At 73.8% G+C, this 19219-nt stretch carries 15 protein-coding genes; 7 read left to right on the plus strand and 8 right to left on the minus strand.

Annotated elements, in window-relative coordinates; genetic code table 11:
- Positions 1 to 400 precede the first annotated feature (400 nt).
- Positions 401 to 1669: an acyl-CoA dehydrogenase family protein gene (locus tag AB0R04_RS00755; protein WP_363367327.1), complete on the minus strand. Its 1269-nt coding sequence runs from the start codon at positions 1667 to 1669 to the stop codon at positions 401 to 403.
- A 426-nt stretch (positions 1670 to 2095) separates the two neighbouring features.
- On the opposite strand from AB0R04_RS00755, the gene AB0R04_RS00760 reads away from it, so the two are divergent.
- The 3 genes from AB0R04_RS00760 to AB0R04_RS00770 all read left to right on the plus strand — a co-directional run bounded on the left by AB0R04_RS00760 (position 2096) and on the right by AB0R04_RS00770 (position 7399).
- Positions 2096 to 3169: a GAF domain-containing protein gene (locus AB0R04_RS00760; RefSeq protein ID WP_079135982.1), complete on the plus strand. Its 1074-nt coding sequence runs from the start codon at positions 2096 to 2098 to the stop codon at positions 3167 to 3169.
- A gap of 227 nt (positions 3170 to 3396) precedes the next feature.
- Positions 3397 to 4986, plus strand: a complete 1590-nt coding sequence (locus AB0R04_RS00765; RefSeq protein WP_363367329.1) for a lipase maturation factor family protein — start codon at positions 3397 to 3399, stop codon at positions 4984 to 4986.
- Positions 4987 to 5191: 205 nt separating this feature from the next.
- Complete coding sequence (locus AB0R04_RS00770) at positions 5192 to 7399, plus strand: hypothetical protein (RefSeq protein WP_363366869.1); 2208 nt, start codon at positions 5192 to 5194, stop codon at positions 7397 to 7399.
- A gap of 87 nt (positions 7400 to 7486) precedes the next feature.
- Here AB0R04_RS00770 and AB0R04_RS00775 read toward each other — a convergent pair whose 3' ends face one another.
- Positions 7487 to 8488, minus strand: a complete 1002-nt coding sequence (locus AB0R04_RS00775) for a transglycosylase SLT domain-containing protein (RefSeq protein ID WP_363366871.1) — start codon at positions 8486 to 8488, stop codon at positions 7487 to 7489.
- A gap of 82 nt (positions 8489 to 8570) precedes the next feature.
- Positions 8571 to 9377 carry a helical backbone metal receptor gene (locus AB0R04_RS00780; protein WP_363366873.1) on the minus strand — a complete coding sequence of 269 codons (807 nt, stop codon included), beginning with the start codon at positions 9375 to 9377 and terminating at the stop codon, positions 8571 to 8573.
- A 243-nt stretch (positions 9378 to 9620) separates the two neighbouring features.
- Between AB0R04_RS00780 and AB0R04_RS00785 the strand changes: the two genes are divergently transcribed.
- From AB0R04_RS00785 to AB0R04_RS00795, 3 genes are read left to right on the plus strand one after another with little or no spacing between them, the layout of a single operon-like run.
- A complete protein-coding gene (locus tag AB0R04_RS00785; protein ID WP_363366875.1) occupies positions 9621 to 10733 on the plus strand; it encodes an ABC transporter substrate-binding protein in 1113 nt (370 codons plus the stop codon).
- A gap of 3 nt (positions 10734 to 10736) precedes the next feature.
- Positions 10737 to 11825 carry an iron ABC transporter permease gene (locus AB0R04_RS00790; protein WP_363366877.1) on the plus strand — a complete coding sequence of 363 codons (1089 nt, stop codon included), beginning with the start codon at positions 10737 to 10739 and terminating at the stop codon, positions 11823 to 11825.
- Entirely contained in the window at positions 11822 to 12709 is an 888-nt protein-coding gene (locus AB0R04_RS00795) for an ABC transporter ATP-binding protein (protein WP_363366879.1), read from the plus strand. The genes AB0R04_RS00790 and AB0R04_RS00795 overlap by 4 nt, the downstream gene beginning before the upstream one ends.
- On the opposite strand, the gene AB0R04_RS00800 is transcribed toward AB0R04_RS00795, so the two are convergent.
- From AB0R04_RS00800 to AB0R04_RS00815, 4 genes are all read right to left on the minus strand, one after another.
- On the minus strand, positions 12694 to 13710 hold the full coding sequence (locus tag AB0R04_RS00800) for an isocyanide synthase family protein (RefSeq protein WP_363366881.1): 1017 nt from the start codon (positions 13708 to 13710) through the stop codon (positions 12694 to 12696). The two genes, AB0R04_RS00795 and AB0R04_RS00800, sit on opposite strands and share 16 nt — an antisense overlap.
- Before the next feature lie 81 nt (positions 13711 to 13791).
- Positions 13792 to 15162 carry a cytochrome P450 gene (locus AB0R04_RS00805; RefSeq protein WP_363366883.1) on the minus strand — a complete coding sequence of 457 codons (1371 nt, stop codon included), beginning with the start codon at positions 15160 to 15162 and terminating at the stop codon, positions 13792 to 13794.
- Positions 15163 to 15280: 118 nt separating this feature from the next.
- Positions 15281 to 16654: an MFS transporter gene (locus AB0R04_RS00810; RefSeq protein ID WP_363366885.1), complete on the minus strand. Its 1374-nt coding sequence runs from the start codon at positions 16652 to 16654 to the stop codon at positions 15281 to 15283.
- 230 nt (positions 16655 to 16884) lie between these two features.
- Positions 16885 to 17448, minus strand: a complete 564-nt coding sequence (locus AB0R04_RS00815) for a sigma-70 family RNA polymerase sigma factor (protein WP_363366887.1) — start codon at positions 17446 to 17448, stop codon at positions 16885 to 16887.
- A gap of 55 nt (positions 17449 to 17503) precedes the next feature.
- On the opposite strand from AB0R04_RS00815, the gene AB0R04_RS00820 reads away from it, so the two are divergent.
- Positions 17504 to 17773 carry a zf-HC2 domain-containing protein gene (locus tag AB0R04_RS00820; protein ID WP_363366888.1) on the plus strand — a complete coding sequence of 90 codons (270 nt, stop codon included), beginning with the start codon at positions 17504 to 17506 and terminating at the stop codon, positions 17771 to 17773.
- 306 nt (positions 17774 to 18079) lie between these two features.
- Here AB0R04_RS00820 and AB0R04_RS00825 read toward each other — a convergent pair whose 3' ends face one another.
- Positions 18080 to 19063 (minus strand): hypothetical protein, encoded by a 984-nt coding sequence (locus AB0R04_RS00825; protein ID WP_363366890.1) that lies wholly within the window; start codon positions 19061 to 19063, stop codon positions 18080 to 18082.
- Positions 19064 to 19219: the final 156 nt, after the last annotated feature.

Raw genomic sequence — 19219 nt, forward strand, 5'->3', positions numbered from 1 at the left:
CCGACCTGTACGCGGTCCGGCCGGGGCTTCAGGGCGCCGCGGCCGGGGTGGCCGGACGGGGTGACGCGGTGTCATCGTCCGGGCGGGGGTGCAGCACGGCCGCCGACGGCAGGAACGCTATCAGTCCCAGGTGCCCTCATCGCAACATCAACTGACGATCTGTGGACGGGTGGTGACGATGGTGGAGGAGCCCGGGGGGAGTGCCCGCCGGCGGAAAGTCGCAGCTCACGTCGGCTGCGGGTGGCGCGCGGACGGCGCGTGGACGGCTCTCCGGGGGCCGGGAGAACCTCCCGGAGAGTCGTCAGGAACAGGTCAAGTCGCCGTCATGCCGAACGTTCGCCCTCTCGGTTCGGGTGCCCGGCCCCGAGGGCGCGCAGTACCGAGGGCGCGCAGTACCGATTCAGCCCGCCAGCGGTATCGGTACCACCTGCCCGCCCCCGATGGCCTGCAGCTCCACCGCGGCCTCCCGCTGGGACAGTTCGCTCCATGCCCAGCTCGCCAGGTCGGACAGCTCCGCCGACCACTGCTTGCCGTAGGTGCCGGAGGCGACCTGCCCGAGCCGCAGCCGCTGGACGTCCGAGGTCCCGGCCGGCGGGTAGACGTGGGTGGCGTCGCGCAGGTAGCGCTCGATGCGGAACTCGGCTTGCAGGCCCCGGGCGGCGTGGATCTCCATGGCGTTGCGCGCGGAGTCCAGCGCGTACTCGGTGTTGATGAGTTTGGCGTTCATCAGCTCGGCGTCGCAGGCCTTGCCGTGGTCGAGCAGGTGGGAGGCGTGGTAGGCGGCCAGTTTGGCCGTCATCAGCCTGGACTGCATCTCGCCGAGCTTCAGCGCGATGTTGGGCAGTTGGTTGATCGGCTTGCCGTAGAGCACCCGCTCCTCGGCGAAGCGCGCGGTGTCCTGGACGATCGCGGTGTGGATCCCGAGCGCGACGGCGGCGAGGTTGAGCCGGCCGTAGAGGGTGGAGGAGGAGTAGGCGACGTCCAGGCCCTGGCCCTCCAGGCCCAGCCGGTTGCCGACGGGGATGCGGCAGTCCTCGAAGACGATCTCGCCGAAGCTGAAGCCGTGCAGGCCGCTCTGCGAGCCGAGTTCGCCGACGCGGAAGCCGGGGCGCTCGCTCTCGACCAGGAACGCGGACAGGCCCCTGCTGCCCTCGCCGGTGCGGAAGACCACGCCGTGCACGTCGCCGATGTGGGAGTTGCCGACGAACCACTTGCGGCCGTTGAGCACGTACTGGTCGCCCTCGCGGCGGGCGGTGCCGGACATGCCGAGCACGTGGCCGCCGCACTCCGGTTCCGTGACGGCGATGGTCGGCAGCGACTCGCCGGAGGCGAACCTCGGCAGCCACTTGCGCCGTTGGACGTCCGAGCCGAAGTGGATGACCTTGGCGACTCCGAGCTGTGAGGCCTGCGCCATCGCACCCATGGCGCCGCTGATCCGGGCGAGTTCCTCCACGATGATGGTCTTGGCGAGGTGCCCCAGTCCCAGTCCGCCGAATTCGCGCGGAATGGTCACCCCGATCCAGCCCCGCCGGGCGATCTCCCGCGACAGTTCGAACTCGACGGTCCGTTCGGCCTCCATTCGGGCCACGTGCGGGCGTACCTCCTTCTCCGCGAACTCCCGGACCTCCGCTCGGAGACTCTCGTGGCGCTCGTCGGTGAAGTAGTCCATCGCCATGCTGGGGTCCTCTCTTGTCAGTGGATGTGCCGTGCCTCCGTCCGTGCTGTCGAAGTCGCTCCAGCCGCTCCCCGGGAATGAGTGGGGGTTCGAGGTGGTGGCGGCCGACTGCCCCTTTGCAATCGGTGCATGCGGAACTCGGGGCGTCCTCCCCGGGGTTGGGAATGCCGCCCGTGTCTTCGGCAGGGCTCATTGTCGTATGGGCCTCCTGTGCTGACCCAGAGTCGATCTTGGATTGGCGGAAATCGACCCGTCCTTACGCTGAGGAGTTTTGCCATGGCTCTGAGTGGGAAGTGATCTTGCCCCGCCGTGGCAACCTGCTGAGCGGCCGCTCACATGCGGCTTTGACTGTCCATCAGCAACGGTGATGAGCCGGACCGGGAGCACCGAACCGCCCGGATGTCTGATTACATGTGCGCCATGACTGATGTGATGAGCACTCAAGGCCAGTTCCCGGGTGCCGCCGGGGAGTCCGAGCGGACCCGCAGGCTGCGCAGCCTTGGTCTCAACGAACCGTCCGCGGACGAGGCCTTCGACCGCTTCGCCCACCTGGCCGCCAGCATCACCCGCGCTCCCATCGCGATGGTCAACTTCATCAACGACGAGCGCCAGATGTTCCGGGGGCTCTACATTCCGCCAAACTCGAACGACGTCGCGGTCGATGAAGGCGCTTCCTGGGCCGATCGGGGCATCGCCTTCGACCTTCCCACCCGTCAGATGCCGCTGAGTCACGGCTTCTGCCCGCATGTCGTCGCCCAGCGATCCCCCCTCGCGCTCGACGACATCCTCGCCTACCCCCGGTTCTCCGGAAACCCGGTCGTCGACGAACTGGGCGTGCGCGCCTACCTCGGAGCCCCGCTCGTCGACGACACCAACACCGTCATCGGCACCGTCTGCGTCCTCGACCGGGAACCCCGGCAGTGGGGGCGCGAGCGGCTGCGCGACATCCAGCACCTCGCCGAGGCACTGCTCTCCGAGATCCGGCTGCGCGACAACCTGCTCGCCCAGCAGCAGGAGATGTTCGCCGCCTTCGACGGCTCCCCGTTCCCCATCATGCTGACCGACGGCCCCGGTCAGGAGATCCGCTACGCCAACGCCCAGCACGCCGACACCTTCGGCGCCCCGGTGGCGTACGGCGCGATCGGCCTGGCCTACCCGCAGCTCGGCGCCGCCGGCCTCCAGCAGGTCATCGTCGAGGCCTACCACACCGGGCGCAGCACCGTCCTCAACGACGTCCGGATCCAGTCAGGCCGCCCCGACGCCCAGCGCGGCCAGCAGATCTTCAGTTTCACCTGCACCCCGCTGCGGGCCGCGCGCACCGGCCAGGTCAACGGTGTCCTCACCGTCGGCATGGACGTCACCGCGCAGTCCCGCACGGAGGAGGAACTCGGCACGCTGGCCGCCCTGCTGGTCGACCGGCTCCAACAGAACGGTGCCACCCCCGTCGGCCGCCCGGGCATCGCCGGGGAGTCCGGTCTCGTCCTGCCGAGCTGAGCCGCCGACCCGCCGTCCGCGTGCGGCGTCGCCGTCCCCCTCCGCACCACTGCTCGTCGATCCGTACCACCGCGCACCACCCACCACCGTGGCGGGGCGCCTCTCACCCCCGAGGAGAGGCTCCCCGCCACGGTGCCGTCCGGGGGCGGGCCCGAGCGGGTGAACCGTCCCCGCCCGCGCCCCGGCCGCGTCCCGCCCGGCGGCCGCCGATGGTAGGCATGGGCCGCATGGACTGGTTCGCCGCCCCCGACTACTGGTTGAGCCGACTGCTCGTCCAACGCCTGCTCGCCGGCCTCTACCTGATCGGATTCCTCGCCGCCGCCGCACAGTTCCGCGCGCTCATCGGCAGCGACGGCATGCTGCCGGTGCCCCGCTTCACCGCCCGGGTCCCGTTCCGCCACTCGCCCGGACTGTTCCACCTCCACTACAGCGACCGCTTCTTCGCCGCCGTCGCCTGGAGCGGCGCCGCGCTCGCCGCCGCCGTGACCGCCGGACTCGGTGACGCCGTCCCGCTCTGGGCGTCCGTCCTGCTGTGGGCGGTGCTCTGGGGGCTCTACCTCTCGATCGTCAACGTCGGACAGACCTGGTACTCCTTCGGCTGGGAGTCGCTGCTGCTCGAAGCGGGCTTCCTCGCCGCCTTCCTCGGCAACGCCGACACCGCCCCGCCCACCCTGGTGCTCTGGCTGATGCGCTGGCTGGCCTTCCGGGTCGAGTTCGGCGCCGGACTGATCAAACTGCGCGGCGACCGCTGCTGGCGCGACCTCACCTGCCTGCGCTACCACCACGAGACCCAGCCCATGCCCGGACCGCTCAGCTGGTTCTTCCACCACCTGCCCGACCCGCTGCACCGCGTCGAGGTCGCCGCCAACCACTTCGTCCAACTCGTCGTCCCCGTCGGCCTCCTCCTCCCGCAGCCGGTCGCGAGCTACGCCGCCTGCGCCGTCGTCGCCACCCAGCTGTGGCTGATCGCCTCGGGCAACTTCGCCTGGCTCAACTGGCTCACCATCACGCTCGCCCTCGCCGCCGTCGACCCGGCCCGCGTCGGACTGCCCGTCCACGCCCGCGTCCACCCCGCCACGCCCGTCTGGTTCGAGGCGCTGGTGATCGCCCTGACCGCAGCCGTCGCCGTCCTGAGCTACTGGCCGGTCCGCAACCTCGTCTCCCGCCGCCAGGCCATGAACCGCTCCTTCAACCGGCTGCACCTCGTCAACACCTACGGCGCCTTCGGCAGCATCAGCCGCATCCGCCAGGAGGTCGTCGTCGAAGGCACCGACGAACCGACCCTCACCCCGCACACCGTCTGGCACGAGTACGGCTTCAAGGGCAAACCCGGCGACGTGCGCCGTCTCCCGCGCCAGTACGCCCCCTACCACCTGCGGCTCGACTGGCTGATGTGGTTCGCCGGCATCTCACCCGCCTACGCCCGCCCCTGGTTCCTGCCCTTCGTCGCCCGCCTGCTCGCCGGCGATCCCGCCACCCTTCGCCTGCTGCGCCACAACCCCTTTCCCGGCACCCCGCCGACCCACGTCCGGGCGACCCTCTACCTCTACCGGTTCACCAGTTGGCGCGAACTGCGGGAAACCGGCGCATGGTGGCACCGCACCGCGCTCCACGAGTACCTCGCGCCGGTCGACCTCACCACCCTCGGCCGCGCCGGATACCGCCCACCCCTCGGCCGACGGCTCCGCACCGTCCCGCTGGACCGGCCGCGGCGGCCCGGGGCCCGCCCGGGGAGCCCGCCCGCCCGGCCCGACGGCCGTGGGCCCCAGTACCCGTCCGGCCCAACGCCCCACCACCCGTGCGGCCCTCCCGGGTAGCGGCCAGGCGGGGGGTATGGCACACGACACCCGCCCGTCGGGCGGTGGGTGCGTGCAAGGCTCGAACGGGCACCCGTATTCTGGGCGTCCACAACCGGCGGCCCGCCCGCGCGCCCCCCAGCCCCGCCCCCGGGGCACCCCGCGCAACCGGTCCGCCGCCCCCTCGCCGCCAGCCCCGCCGTCGTCGCCCAGAACCGGACCTCACATGACAGTGCTTCACTCGCGCAACGCCGACGCAGCCGACCCGGCGGACGTCGCCGACGCCGCAGACGTCAAGGACCCCCAGGACGCCAAGGCCACCACGGCGGAGACCGACCTCCGCGAGGACCTCGGCCGCTACGCCGAACTCGGGGCCTTCACCCTCACCGCCGACACCCACGCCTGGTACGCGGCCGTCGACACCGTCGCCACCCCCGAGGACGCCCGGGCCGCCTCCACCGCCCTCGCCGAACTGCGCGGCCGCGACCTCCGCCAGACCTGGGACGCCGTCACGGTCCTCGCCGCCGACGCCAAGCTCGACGAACCCGACACCGTCGCCAAGGCCGCACTCCTCGTCGAGATGCTCCAGCGCGTCCACCGCACCTCCGCCACCCTCACCACCGCCGCCTACGACGCCGACCTCGGCGCCCTCGCCGCCGCCACCGCCGACGGCACCTGGCGCCGCGAGAACGGCGTCAAGCTCTCCTGGCTGCGCGCCCGCTCCCTGCGCAAGCAGGCCACGGCACTCGCCACCGACCGCCGCATCCGTCGCGAAGACCTGCACGAGGCACTCGCCTCCGCCGAGGTCGAGCGCCGCGCCTGGGCCGCCCTCGCCCCCGCCGGCACCCTGCCGGTCGTCCCCGCCGACGGCGCCCTGGTCGAGCGCAGCGCCCAGGCCTTCGAGGCGATCAACACCGGACTGCGCGGCCTCGCCCGGATGCTCCCCGACCACGACCTCGACGGGCTGGCCTTCGCCGAGCTCGTCGACCTCGTCGAGCGGCTCGCCGCCGACGAGGGCACGCTCTACCGCCTGCCCACCATCCGCGGGCTGCGCACCACCCTGGAGGAAGCCGGCCTCGGCGACCTGCTCACCGAACTGGCCGCCGCCCGGGCCGACCGCCGCGCCGCCGAAGCCGCGTTCGCCGCCCGCCAGGCCCTGGCCGGCGGCCAGCGCGACGGGCTCGCGGGGGAGGGCAGCGCCGTCGAGGCTTCGGCTTCGGTCGAGGAGACGGTGACGGACGCGGACGCAGACTCGGGCGAGGCTGAGGCCCTGGTCGAGACGGCCGAGGAAGAGGCGACGGAGGAAGCTCCGTCCGCTGTCGTGGTCTCCCTCCCGGCGCCGTCCCCGGCCGCCGACGACCTGGTGGCCGCCGCGACCGCCGCCCTGGCGGAGGCCACGGAAACCACGGAGGCCGAGGCCGCCGTCGAGGTTCCCGCTGTCGAGGTCGAAGCCGCCGTCGAAGCCAAGGCCGAGGTCGAGCTTGCGGAGGAGGCGCCGGTCCTGGAGGACGCGCCCGTCGTCGAGCCGGAGACGACCGAGGAGGCTGCGGAGCCTGAGACGGTCGCCGAGGTCGCCGAGGTCGACGCGGTCGTGGCTCCCGTGGCAGAGGCGGACGAGCCGGTGGCTGAGGTCGAGCCGATCGCTGAGCCCGCCGCTGTCGTCGTGGAGTCGGTTGAAGCGACCGAGGCCATTGAGGACGTGGAGCCGGTGGCTGAGGTTGAGGCCGTCGAGGAGGCGCCTGCCGCTGTCGTCGTGGAGCCGGTGGCTGAGGTGGAGCCGGCTGCGGAGCCTGAGACGGTCGCCGAGGTCGCCGAGGTCGCCGCGGTCGAGGCTCCCGTGGCAGAGGCGGTCGAGCCGGCGGCTGAGGTCGAGCCGATCGCTGAGCCCACAGTTGTCGTGGAGCCGGTGGTCGAGGTTGAGGTCGTCGAGGAGGCGCCCGCCGCTGTCGTCGTGGAGTCGGTCGAAGCGACCGAGGCCATTGATGACGTGCAGCCGGTGGTCGAGGCCGAGCCGGTTGTTGAGCCCGCCGCTGTTGCGGAGCCGGTGGCCGTGGCCGAGGTTGTCGAGGTCGTCGAGGTCGAGGTCGTCGAGTCCGTGCCCGTCGTCGAGTCCGTGCCCGTCGTCGAGCCTGCGCCCGCCGTCGAGTCCGTGCCCGCCGTCGAGCCTGCGCCCGCCGTCGAGTCCGCGCCCGCCGTCGAGCCCGCGCCCGTCGCCGCCGGGCGGCCCGAGAAGCCGGACTTCACGCCCGGCCGGCCCGTGACCGCCTACTCGGCCGACGAGCTGCTCGCCGTCGTCCGGTGGGTGGACGGTGACGGTGTGGAGCGTACGGAGGAGGAACTGCTGCGGGCGGCGATGAAGGAGCTGGGCTTCGCCCGCCTCGGGCCGCGGATCAAGGAGGCGCTGGGCGCCGCCGTCGCCGCCGCGCGGGGCTGACGTACCAGCGGGGAACATCGGCGAAGGGCCCGGGACGCGGGATCGCGTTCCGGGCCCTTCCGCTGTCCCGCGCGGGTTCGGGGTTTGTCAGCCCGTCTTGGTCCACGGCTGGCCGGTCATCAGCGCCTTGACGTTGGCCACGTACCCCGGGTTGGGGATGACCAGGCTGCCGACGACCTGGCCGGTGGTCGGGTCGGTGACGGTGTTGTAGTGCACGTTGCCCGCCCCGGCGTTGTACGCGGAGATGACGAGGTCGAGCAGCGGCGTCTTGCCGGTGGCCGGGTCGGGGGAGAGGTCGTACTTGCCGTCGAAGGAGGAGTCGCCGTAGTAGGCGACCAGCCAGTCGAGCAGCTGGGTGCCGAGCTGGACGTTCCCGGGGAGGGTCTTCGCGTCGGAGTTGGTGCCGAACTTGCTGTTCATCCAGCTGATCGTGTTCGGCATGATCTGCATGGTGCCGATCCCGCCGTCGCAGGCGAGGATGCCGGACTGCCAGCCGCTCTCCTGCCAGGCGATCGCCTTGACCAGGTTGACGGGCAGCGGCGGGAGCTTGTCGGTGCCGCCGCTGCTGAGGTTGAGCGTGCGGGCCTGGCCGGCGGCGGTGGCGAGGGCCGCGCCGACGGCCTCCTTGGGCTCGTCGGGCTGGGGCTTGCTGGGCTGGCAGCTGCTCTGCAGCGGCGGGACGTGCGGGGTCGGCGGCGCGGGCGGCGGCGGGGGAGCGACCGGGCCGGGCTTGGCGACCGGCACGGGGGCCACGACGGCGGGCTTGGCGACCGGGGGCGGCGTGGCGGGCGCGGCGGGCGGGCTGCTCGGGGCGCCGGGCTTGGTGCTGGCGGCGGTCGGGGCCGGGGTGGTCGGGGCGGGCTTGCTGGACTTGCTCGCGGACGGGTTCGGGCTGTGGGAGGCGCTGGCCGTCGGGGAGGCGGTCGGCGTAGGGGTGGCGGTCGCGGACGGGCTCGCGCTCGGCGTCTCGGTCGGCGTCCCGGTGGCGGCGACCGCCGTGGTGTCCGGCGCGCTGTTCTGGTGGTTGTCGGCGTGCTTGGTGCCGCAGCCGGCCAGGACGGCCGTCGAGACCGCTGCGGCCGACACCATGACCAGTGCTCTCCGGGATGCGCTCACTGCCACTGTGGTTCCCCCCACTCGTCACCGGCGGTCCCGGTGAGTGGCGGTCATCCTACGATGTGATGTTCATGCCCCCTGTGAACGGGTGGTCCAACGCGTGCGCGAGGACCGTCGGCGCCGTCACCAGGGACGGTCCGTACCAGGTCAGGTGGCGTCCGCTGACCAGCGCCGCCGGGACGCCGGGGAACGCCTCGGGGCCGTCCTGTGCCGTGAAGCGGTACGGCTCGTCCGGGAGGACCACCAACTCGGGTCGGCAGGCGAGCAGTTCGGGCAGCGGAACGGCCGGGTAGCGCTCGGCGTGTCCGGCGTGGACGAGCCGGAGGCCGAGGCGGCGCAGCAGGTCCCCGGCGAAGGTGTCGCGGCCCAGGACCATCCACGGGCGGCGCCAGACCGGAACGATCGCCCGCGGGCCGTCCGGCGGGCGCCGGACCGGGGCCCACGCTGCCTCGGCCTGGTCCAGCCAGTCCGGGCGCGGGAGCGCGCAGGCGGTGGTGAGCAGCCGGTCGAGCGAGCGGAACGCGTCGTCCAGGGTGCGGATGTCGGTGACCCAGACCGGTAGGCCGGCCGCCCGCAGCGCGTCCAGGTCGGGGAGCCGGTTCTCCTCGTCGTTGGCGAGGACGAGGTCCGGGGCGAGGGCGAGGATGCCGGGCACGTCCGGGTTCTTGGTGCCGCCGATCCTGGTGACCGCCAGGTCGGCCGGATGGCTGCACCAGTCGGTGGCGCCGACCAGCAGCCCGGGTGCGGTGGCGGCGACCGCCTCGGTCAGCGACGGCACCAGCGACACCACCCGGCGCGGCGGGCGCGGGCCGAACCGGACGGGCAGGTCGAGATCGTCCCGCAGGACGGTGGGATCGGCCATCCGGCCACCCTACGCCGGGGGTCCGCGGACGGGCATCGGACGGGCATCGGACGGGCGGCACGGGTATCGGACGGGCGATGGTCGGGCGGCGAACGGGTGGCGGATGGCGGGCGGGCGGACGGCGGGTGAACGGGCGCCGGGCGGTGCGGAAATCCCCGGGAACCCCCCGGACGGTCCGGCCGACTACCTGGTCCGGGTTCGCAGGACGGGCCCCGAGCACGATCACCGACCAGGAGAATTGTCATGCGCCCTCGCGTTGTCTGCGGAATCGCGGCCGCCGTCGCCCTGTTCGCCACGGCCTGCGGAAGCGGCGCCGGAAGCGGTGCCGGAAACGGCGGCGGGGGAGGCGGAGAGCGCGGCGCGGCCGGCGCCGCCCAGACCGCCCCGGCCGGCGGCTACCCCGTCAAGGTGGCCGACTGCGCGGACCGGGAGACCACCATCGCCAAGGCCCCCGCCAAGATCGTCACCAGCAACGCCGCCGCCCTGGAGATACTGCTCCAACTCGGCGCGGGCGACCGGGTGATCGGCACCGGCTTCCCGCCCGGCAAGGGCACCCTCCCGCCGGCCCTGGCCGAACAGGGCGCCAAGGTGCCGGTGCTCGGCGACAAGGTCATCCCCAAGGAGAAGCTGCTCGGCTCCGGCGCCGACCTCTACGTCGACACCTTCGGCGCGATGCCGATGATGGGCGGCGGCGCCACCGGGCCCAGCGAGGAGGAGTTCGCGGCGGCCGGCATCCAGCACGTCTACCTCCTCTCGACCGCCTGCGCCGGCACCCCCAAGGCCGCCAAGGCGCCGCGCACCGACCTGTCCGGGGTCGAGAACGACATCCGCCGTCTCGGCGCGGTCACCGGCACGGCCGCCCGCGCGGAGGAACTCGTCACCGGGATGGAGAAGCAGGTCGGCGAGGTGCGCACAGCCCTCGCCGGCGTCGCGGAGGCGCAGCGGCCCGGCTACTTCGTCTTCGACTTCGACGCCGGCACCAAGCAGCCGGTGGCGGTCTGCGGCCGGCAGGTCGCCAACGCGGTGATCACCCAGGCCGGCGCCCGCAACGTGTTCGCCGACTGCGACGCCGACTTCAAGCCCGGCTCCTGGGAGGACGTCGTCGCCAAGAACCCGGACTGGATCCAGCTGGCCGTCCGCAACCGGGGCAGCGAGGAGGCCACCCGCAAGGCCTTCGACGACGCCGAGGCGTTCCTGCGCGGCTTCCCCGCGACCCAGGGCCTGAAGGCCGTCCAGGAGGGCCACTTCGTGCGGCTCGGCTCCGAGGTCACCACCATCGCGGGCGTGCGCAACGCCGACGCCGTCCGGCAGATCGCCGCCACCGTCCACCCCGACCTCGTCAAGAACGGGCAGTAGACGGTGACGTCGGCCGTCTCCGCCGAACAGCGCGACGAGCCCCGCCCGGCCCGCACCCTGCGGGCCGGGCCGCTGGCCGTCGCGCTGACCGCCGCCCTGGTGCTCGCGCTGACCGCCGCCGTGTCGTTCGGCGCGGTGGACATCCCGCCCGGCGAGGTCTGGTCGGTGGTCGCCCACCACCTCACCGGGCGGGCCCCCGAACCCGGCACCCGCGACCTCATCGTCTGGCAGCTGCGCGTCCCGCGCGCCCTGCTGGCGGCGACGGTCGGGGCCGGACTCGGCCTGGTCGGCACGGCCGTGCAGGCCCTGGTCCGCAACCCGCTGGCCGACCCCTACCTGCTCGGCATCTCCTCCGGCGCCTCCCTCGGGGCGGTCGCGGCGATCGTCCTCGGCACCTCGCTCGGCCTCGACCTCGCCTTCGGCAGCGCGCTCGGCCTCACCGTCTCCCTGGCGGCCTTCGCCGGCGCGCTCGCCGCGTTCTCCCTGGTCTGGCTGGCGGCCCGGCGCGGCGGCGGCTTCTCCCCGCTGCGCCTGGTCCTCGCGGGCATCGCCATCGCCCAGTTCCTCGGCGGCATCACCAGCTACCTCGTCCTGCAGACCCGCGACGAGCAGCAGACCCGTGGCGTGCTGTTCTGGCTGATGGGCAGTCTCGGCGGCGCGGTCTGGGCCCAACTCGCCGTCCCCGCCGTGGCGGTGGCGCTCGGGCTGGCCCTGCTCCAGGCCCGTGCCCGCGGGCTCAACGCGATGCTCATGGGCGACGAGACGGCCGCCGGGCTCGGCGTGGACGTCACCCGGCTGCGCCGGGAGGTCTTCGTCGTCACCAGCGTGCTGACCGGCGTGCTGGTCGCGGTCTCCGGCGCGATCGGCTTCGTCGGACTGATGGTGCCGCACGTCTGCCGCCTACTCGTCGGCGGCGACCACCGGCGCCTGCTGCCGCTGTCCGCGCTCACCGGCGCACTGCTGCTGGTCGTGGTCGACACCGTGGCCCGCACCGCGCTGGACGGCCAGGAACTGCCGATCGGCGTGGTCACCGCCGTCCTCGGCGCCCCCACCCTGCTCTACCTGCTGGACCGACGACTGGAGCGCACGTGAGGATCGCCGTCGAGGGCCTGAGCGTCACCCTGTCCGGGCGGGCGGTGGTGGCCGGCGTCCACCTGGTCGCCGAGGAGGGGGAGATCGCCGGCCTGGTCGGGCCCAACGGCAGCGGCAAGTCCAGCCTGCTGCGCACCGTCTACCGGCACCTGCGGCCGAGCGCCGGGCGGGTGCTGCTGGCCGGGCGCGACCTGGCCGGGCTGCGCCCCGCGCAGTCCGCCCGGCACATCGCCGCGCTGCCGCAGGAGCGGGGCGGGGACTTCGAGTTGAGCGTCCGTGAAGTGGTCGCGATGGGCCGCACCCCCTACAAGAGGTCGTTCGCCGCCGACGACGCCGAGGACCACCGGATCACCGCCGACGCGCTGGTACGGGTCGGCATGGCGGACGCCGCCGACCGCCGCTTCGCCCAACTGTCCGGGGGCGAAAGGCAACGGGTGCTGCTGGCCCGCGCGCTCGCCCAGCAGCCGGACGTCCTGGTGCTGGACGAGCCGACCAACCACCTGGACGTCCGGCACCAGGTCGAACTCCTCGCCCTGCTGCGGGACCAGCGCCGCACCACCCTGGTCGCGTTGCACGACCTCAACGCGGCCGCCTCCGTCTGCGACCGGCTGCACGTCCTGCACCGCGGCGCCCTGGTGGCCTCCGGGGCGCCGCGCGAGGTGCTGACCGCGGAGCTGCTGGCCGAGGTGTTCGGCGTCCGGGCGGCAGTGGTCGAACACCCGCTCACCGGTGACCCGTTGATCGCCTTCGACCACCGAACCCCGGCCGTCCCGACCGCCCCGGCTCCGGTGGAGGGTGCCGGGGCCGGGGCGGAGGCTGGAGGGGTGGAGGTCGCCGGGTTGGACGCCGCCGGGGTGGAGCCCGCGCGTCAGAGCGCCTCGTAGTGGCTCGGCCGGCCGTCGAGTTCGACCAGCCGGCCGCGCTGCGCGGCGTCCTCGCTGCGCAGCAACTCCCAGTCCCCGTCGGCGCGGTGGAGTACCGAGGAGTGCCAGGGCGTCATCCAGGCGTCGGCAGCTTCCAGCAGCCGGATGCCGAACTTTGGTGCGCCCGCCGGCTGCGGGTGGATGGACAGCCGGACCGACCGGGGGTGCTGTTCGGCGATCAACTCGCCCCAGGCGCGGCTGCGCTGGATCACCCCGTACGCGCGGCGGCGGCAGTCGCGCTGCAGGGCGGAGCGGGTGCCGGTGAAGCCGACGGTGTCGTCGGTCAGGAAGCGGGTGATGCCGCGGTAGAGCCGCAGGGTCTCCTCGTCCGTCAGCACCTGCTCGCGCAACTCCTCGACGCTCGGCGCGTACTGGGCGTGCACCCGGGCGCGCTTGTCGTCGTACGGCAGGTCGCCGAGGACGTCCCGCAGGTCGAAGGTGGCGAGGTTGGCGAGGTCCTCGCGTCCGATCATCGCCGTCAACTCGTCGGAGTACTCGTCGATGTGGTCGTCGGGGACGTGGACGAGGTCGCCGAAGATGTGCCCGTCCGAGCAGATCAGGATCCGCGCGCCGGGCTCGTAGTACCCGCCGATCTCCGCGCAGAGCCCGTCGAGGAAGGTGAGTGACAGCCGTTCGCCCTCGTCGGGCAGGTGGCTGAGCACCTTCGCGGGGTTCGGCGACTTGCAGGGGAAGCCGGGCAGGGTGAAGAGGATCGGGTCGCCGGCGGTGATGAAGTCCGTCAACTGGGCCATTTGGAAGGGGAAATGCTCGGGCCTGGCGTCCAGCCCCGGGTCGGAGGCGCGGCGGTGCGGCAGCAGCAGGCCGAGGATCCGGGCGGCGAGCCGCGCGGCGTCCTGCTGGTCGGTGCCGCCCCCGGTGTTCGCGGGCTCCGGCGCGGGTGCGGGCCCGGGTGCGGGTGCGGTGTGGTGGTGGCGGGTGGAAACGGTGCCGGCGGGCGGCATGGTGGTCCTCCGTGGAAGGTGGTGCGGGCGTGGAGCGGACGCCGGGCCGACGTCGGCGGGTGGGCGCGGCCGAGGTCCGGCTCAGGCGCGCCGGTCGTAGCCGACGGGCAGCCGGTTGACCCCGCGCGCCAGGACGGCGGGGATCCAGGCGAGGGAGTCCAGGTCCTCGTCGGCGGCCTTGGACGGGCGCAGTCCGGGCAGCCGGGTGAGCAGGGTGGCGATGGCGGTCTGGAGTTCGGCCCGGGCCAGGGCGGCGCCGGGGCAGTAGTGGATGCCGTGGCCGAAGGCGAGATGGGCGTTGGGCGTGCGGTCGAGGTCGAGGCGGTCCGCGTCCGGGAACCGCGTCTCGTCCCGGTTGGCGGCGCACAGCGAGACGATCACCGAGTCGCCGGCCGGGACGGTGGTCCCGAACAGGTCTCCGTCCTCGGCGAGGAATCGCCAGGTGGTGAGCTCGAACGCGGCGTCGTGGCGCAGCAGTTCCTCCACCGCGCGGGCCAACAGGCCGGGGTCGTGGGCAGGCCCCTCGGAGAGGGAGTCGCGCAGCCGGGCGAGCTGGTCGGGGTGGCGCAGCAGCGTGATCAGCATGGTGGTGATCTGGTTGGTGACCGGCTCCTGGCCCGCGACCAACAGCTGGAACACCATGGAGTCCAGTTCCTCGCGGCTCAACTCGCCCGCGTCGTGGGCGGCGACGAGCCGGCTCAGCAGGTCGGCGCCGGCCGTGTCCGGGTCGTGCCGGTCGTGGCCATCGGAGGGGTTCCCGGCGCGCTTGTGGGCGACCACGTCGGCGATGTACGTCTGGAGGCCGCGCAGCCGCGCCTCGTACGCCGGACGGCCCGGATCGTGCGGGCCGACGGGCTGCACGACCTTGCCCCAGTCGCGGTCGAATCGCACCGCCAACTCGGCCGGCAGGCCGATCACTTCGGCGAGCACCCGGAACGGGAAGTGCGCCGCGAAGCCGGCCACCAGGTCGGCGCCGCCGGTCTCGGGCAGTGCGTCGACCAGCGCGTCGGCCAGCTCCTGGAAGCGCGGGCGCAACGACTCCACCCGGCGCGGCGCGAAGGCGTCCAGGACGAGCCGGCGCATCGTGGTGTGCTTGGGCGGGTCCTGGTGCAGCAGGTGGACCTGCAACTGGGAGTGCTGCGGCTCGGGCATGATCGACGCCAGCTTGTGCCAGTTCTCGTTGCCCAGCGCGTGGTTCTTGCCGAACCGGGGGTCGTTGAGGGTCTCGTGGGCGGCCTGGTAGCCGGTGACCAGCCAGGCGTGGATGCCGCTCGGGAACTCCACCCGGTGCACCGGCCCGGCCTCGCGCATCCGCCGGTAGAGCGGGTACGGGTCGCTCTTGTACGCGGGGCCGTACAGCGGTACGGGGTCCGGGAGTTGGTCGTACCCGTACGGGCAGCGCGGTTCGTCCGCCGGGTGGGCCGGCGCCGGATCGTGGACGGTGTCGGTCATCTGCGGTGTTCCTCCGGTGGTGCGGGCATGACGGGGTGCGGGCTCTCGGGTATGGGCTCTGGGGTACGGGCTCTGGGCATGCGGGCGTTGGGAGTTGGGGAGGCGCGGTCCGGCGGGCTCAGGTCCGTGGACGGCGGTGCAGGGCGAGCAGGGCCACGGCCGTCGCCGCGACCAGGGCGGCCAGGGCGATGCCCGTCCGGGTGCCGGTGGTGGTGCGGTCGCCGGCCAGCGCGGCGGCGCCGGCCAGGGCCGGGCCGAGGGCGAAGCCCAGGCTGCGGGCCAGTTGGACGGCGGAGCCCGCGGTGGCGAGCTTCCCGGGGGGCGAGGCGGTCATCACCAGGGCCTGGGTGGGGCCGCCGTTGAGGCCCATCCCGACACCGGCCAGGGCGAGCCGCCAGGCGATGTCGGCGGCGGACCAGCCGGTGTCCAGCGGGACGAGCAGCGCCAGGCCGAGGGTGGTGACGGCGGCGCCGGCGAGCGCGGTCGGGCGGGCGCCCCAGCGGTCGGCCAGCCGTCCGCCGACCCGGCCGGCCAGCACCATGCCGAGCGGGAAGGCCAGCATGGTGAGCGCGGTGGCGGTGGCGCTCTCGCCGCCCGGACCGCGCAGGTGCTGGGCGAGCAGGTAGTGGCAGGCCGCGAAGCCGGCGGCGAGGGCCAGCACCGACGCGTTGACCCCGACGGTTCCGGCGGCCCGCAGCACCTCGGCGACCGGCTTGCCCCCGGGGCGGCGCAGCCAGACCAGCACCAGAGGGGCGGCGGGCAGCGCCAGCAGCAGCCACAGCGGCGCCTCCGGGGCCAGGGTCAGCGCGAGCAGCACGGCGGCGACGGCCGCGCCTATCAGGGCGGCGTCGCCGAGCGACGCCCGGTCGGGCGGGCGCAGGCGGCCCCGCCGCGGGGCGTACCGGCGCACGATCAGTACGGCGGCCAGGCAGACCGGCAGCTTGATCAGGAAGACCGCCCGCCAGCCGAAGTGGTCCAGTAGCAGGCCGCCGATGACCGGCCCGGTGACGGCGCCGAGCGGGCCGAGCGTCGCCGGGATGCTCATCGCCCGTCCGCGCGATTCGGGGCGCACGGAGGTGGCGGCCAGCACGGGCATCAGGACGAACAGCACCGCGCCGAAGGCGCCCTGGAGCAGTCGGGCGGCGATCAGCCAGCCCGCCCAGGGGGCGAGGGAGGCCAGCACGCTGCACGCGGCGAAGCAGCTGACGGCGAGCAGCAGCGCCGAGCGGGTGCCCACCTGGTCCAGCCAGCGCCCGGCGGGCAAGAGGAGTGCCATCAGCGGGAGTTGGTAGCCGAGGGTGGCCCACTGGGCGACCCCGGCGGACACGTGCAGGCTGGCCGAGATGTCCGTGAGAGCCAGGTTGACCACGTTCATGTCGAGCATCGCGACGAACGAGAGCAGCCCGGCGGCCACGACCAGGATCCACCGGTCCGCCGGTTCGGCCTGACTGTCCATCAACGTGGCGGCGGTCAGCGGCTGTTGCGCTGCCATGAAGTCCCTCCGTTGCCCGACTGCTGTACCGGACACCGCCTCGGCGGCGGGGTCCGGTACAGCAGTCGGAGGCGCGGGGGCTCCAGTTCCGAACATGTGAAGGAATTTTCGGACGGACGGGGGCGACGGGCGGATGGCAACCGACAGCAGACAACTAACAACTAACAGATAACAGATTTCGAAATCTGTTATCTGTTAGTTGTCATCTGTTACCCGCTACCTGCCCCCGCTCAGCAGGCCGCTGCGAGTTCCCCGCCCTCGGCCGCTCGGAGCCGGGCTATCAGTTCTTCCCGGGCGCGGGCGACTCGGGAGCGCACGGTTCCGATCGGGCAGCCGGCGACCTCGGCCGCCTCGGCGTAGCTCAGGCCGACCACCTGGGTGAGGACGAAGGCCTCCCGCCGCTGGGCGGGCACCCGGTCGAGCAGGTCCCCGAGCGCGACGCCGTCCTCGAACCCGGCTGCCGGTTCGGCCCCCTGCCGCTCCACCGCCTCCTGCCAGTCCGGCAGCGCCGCGCAGCGCGGTCGGGCGGCGGCCGTCCGGTACCGGTCGATCACCGTGCGCCGGGCGATCGACAGCAGCCAGGTGCGGGCCGAGGAGCGGCCGGCGAACGAGGGCAGGCCGCGCAGCGCGCGCAGGAAGGTCTCCTGTGCGAGGTCGTCGGCGGACTGGACGTCGGTGAGGTGGGCGACGAACCGCCAGACGTCCCGCTGGGTGGCGCGGACGAAGGCCTCGACGTCGGGGGCCCGGCCCGCGCGGGCGGTCAGCGCGAGCGCGGTGAGCTGCTCGTCATCCACGGTGGCCTCCCACCCGGCCGGTCTCGCCGTGAGGGCAGTGCGGGACGATGGTCGTATGAGATGCGCGCAGTTCCGTACCGCCCTGTCGGCCCGGCTCGACGGCGAACCGACCGGACTGTCGGGTGGCCGGTTGGACGGGCACGTCGCGCGCTGCGCCGGTTGCCGTGCGTGGCTGGAGCGGGCCGAGCAACTGCGCGGCCGCGTCCGGGCGAGCGCCGCCGCCGGTCCGTCGGAGGAGTGGTCGGCCCGCTTGCTGGACGGACTCGGCGTGCGGGGGCTCGGGGGCGGTCAGGCTCCGGACGGGCCGGAGGCCGTGGAGCGGTAGGACGGTGGCGCCGGCCCAAGCCGGTGCGCCGTCGTAGTCAGGCATGCGAAGGTCCTGAGGGGAGGGCTGGGAGCGGCGCCACCTGAGGCGGCGCCGCCGGCGTCCATGGGACTTCCGCGCGGCCCGCGGCGCCTCCACGGAGGAGACGGCGGGCGGGCGCGGGTCCGGGCCCTGGCGGCATGGCGGCGAAGGCGCGGCCGAGCGGCAGGGCGACCTGCCCGCCGAGCGAACCCCGTGGGCCCTGTGGTCCCCGGCGGCGGTGGGCTGCCGGGGGCGGTAGGCGCAGGGGTGGGGACGGCGGGCGCGTCAGCAGGCGAGGGCGAGCGCCGGTGGGCCGCGCCGGACCACGGCATGGGTGAGCAGCACCGACCGGGATGGCCGGGTCCGGCCGCCGGTGGGCCGGGGTGCAGCCGGCGGGCGGTAGCCGAAGGGGCGCGCGAACAGCGCCAGCAGCGGGAGCACCAGCACTCCCGCGACCACGGTGCCGAGCGCGCCGAGCAGGTCGAAGAGCCGGACCAGCGCGGCGTCACCGCGCCACAGCAGTAGCGCGCAGGCCAGCGCGGCGAGCGCGTGGGCGGCGATCATCCCGAAGGACATCCCGTGCGCCATGTCGTGTGCCATGCCGTGTGCCGTCCCGGAGGGCATCCCGTGTGCGGCGGATGCTCCGGACAGGCCCGACGTACCCGGCATGCCGGGCATCCCCGCCATCCCGGCCGCGTCCAGCGCCGTCCCATCGGCCGAAGCTGAAGCTGAAGCCGAAGCTGAAGCCGAAGCCGAAGCCGAAGCGGAGACCGATGCGGACGTGGATACCGATACCGGGGCGGAAACCACACCCGCCGCCGTCCCGTGGTGCATGCCCGCCATGGTGTGCAGGCCGTTGGCGGCGGGCGGGACGTCCGGGTCGAGGCCCGCCATCCGGGCCAGCTCGACGGGGGAGAGCCCGCCGGGGATCCGCTCGGGGTTGCAGAGCAGCAGCGCGGCCCAGTCCGTGGTGGCGAGCCGGCCGAGACCGCCGCCTCCCCGGCCGAACGCCGCGGCCTGTTCGAACAGCAGGTGCAGCGCGCTCTGGGCCGCGACCATCCAGGCGCTGATCGCGCCGAGCCCGCGCCGCTTGCCGGCGAGCAGCCAGGTCAGACCGAGGACGGCCCCGAACGCGCAGATCAGCACCGGTGGTGAGACCCCGGCTCCGGCCATGGCGACGTGCGCCGCGGCGGCCAGCGCCACGCACAGCGCGGCGAAGACCACGGCGCGCAGCAGGCGGATCCGGTCGGTCATCACGATGGCACTCATCGTCGCACCCGCCCCGCCCGGCCCGGACCGCACCCTCCGGTATTGGCCGGTTCCACCCCGTGAGACCATGCCCGGCCCCGTGCCTCCGTGCGTCGAGACGTCCGGCCCGGCCGCCGCACCAACCCGTTCGTACGACCATCGACGCGGTTTGACATC

It is taken from the genome of Kitasatospora sp. NPDC056731 (genome assembly GCF_040687675.1).
Classification (GTDB): Bacteria; Actinomycetota; Actinomycetes; order Streptomycetales; family Streptomycetaceae; genus Kitasatospora.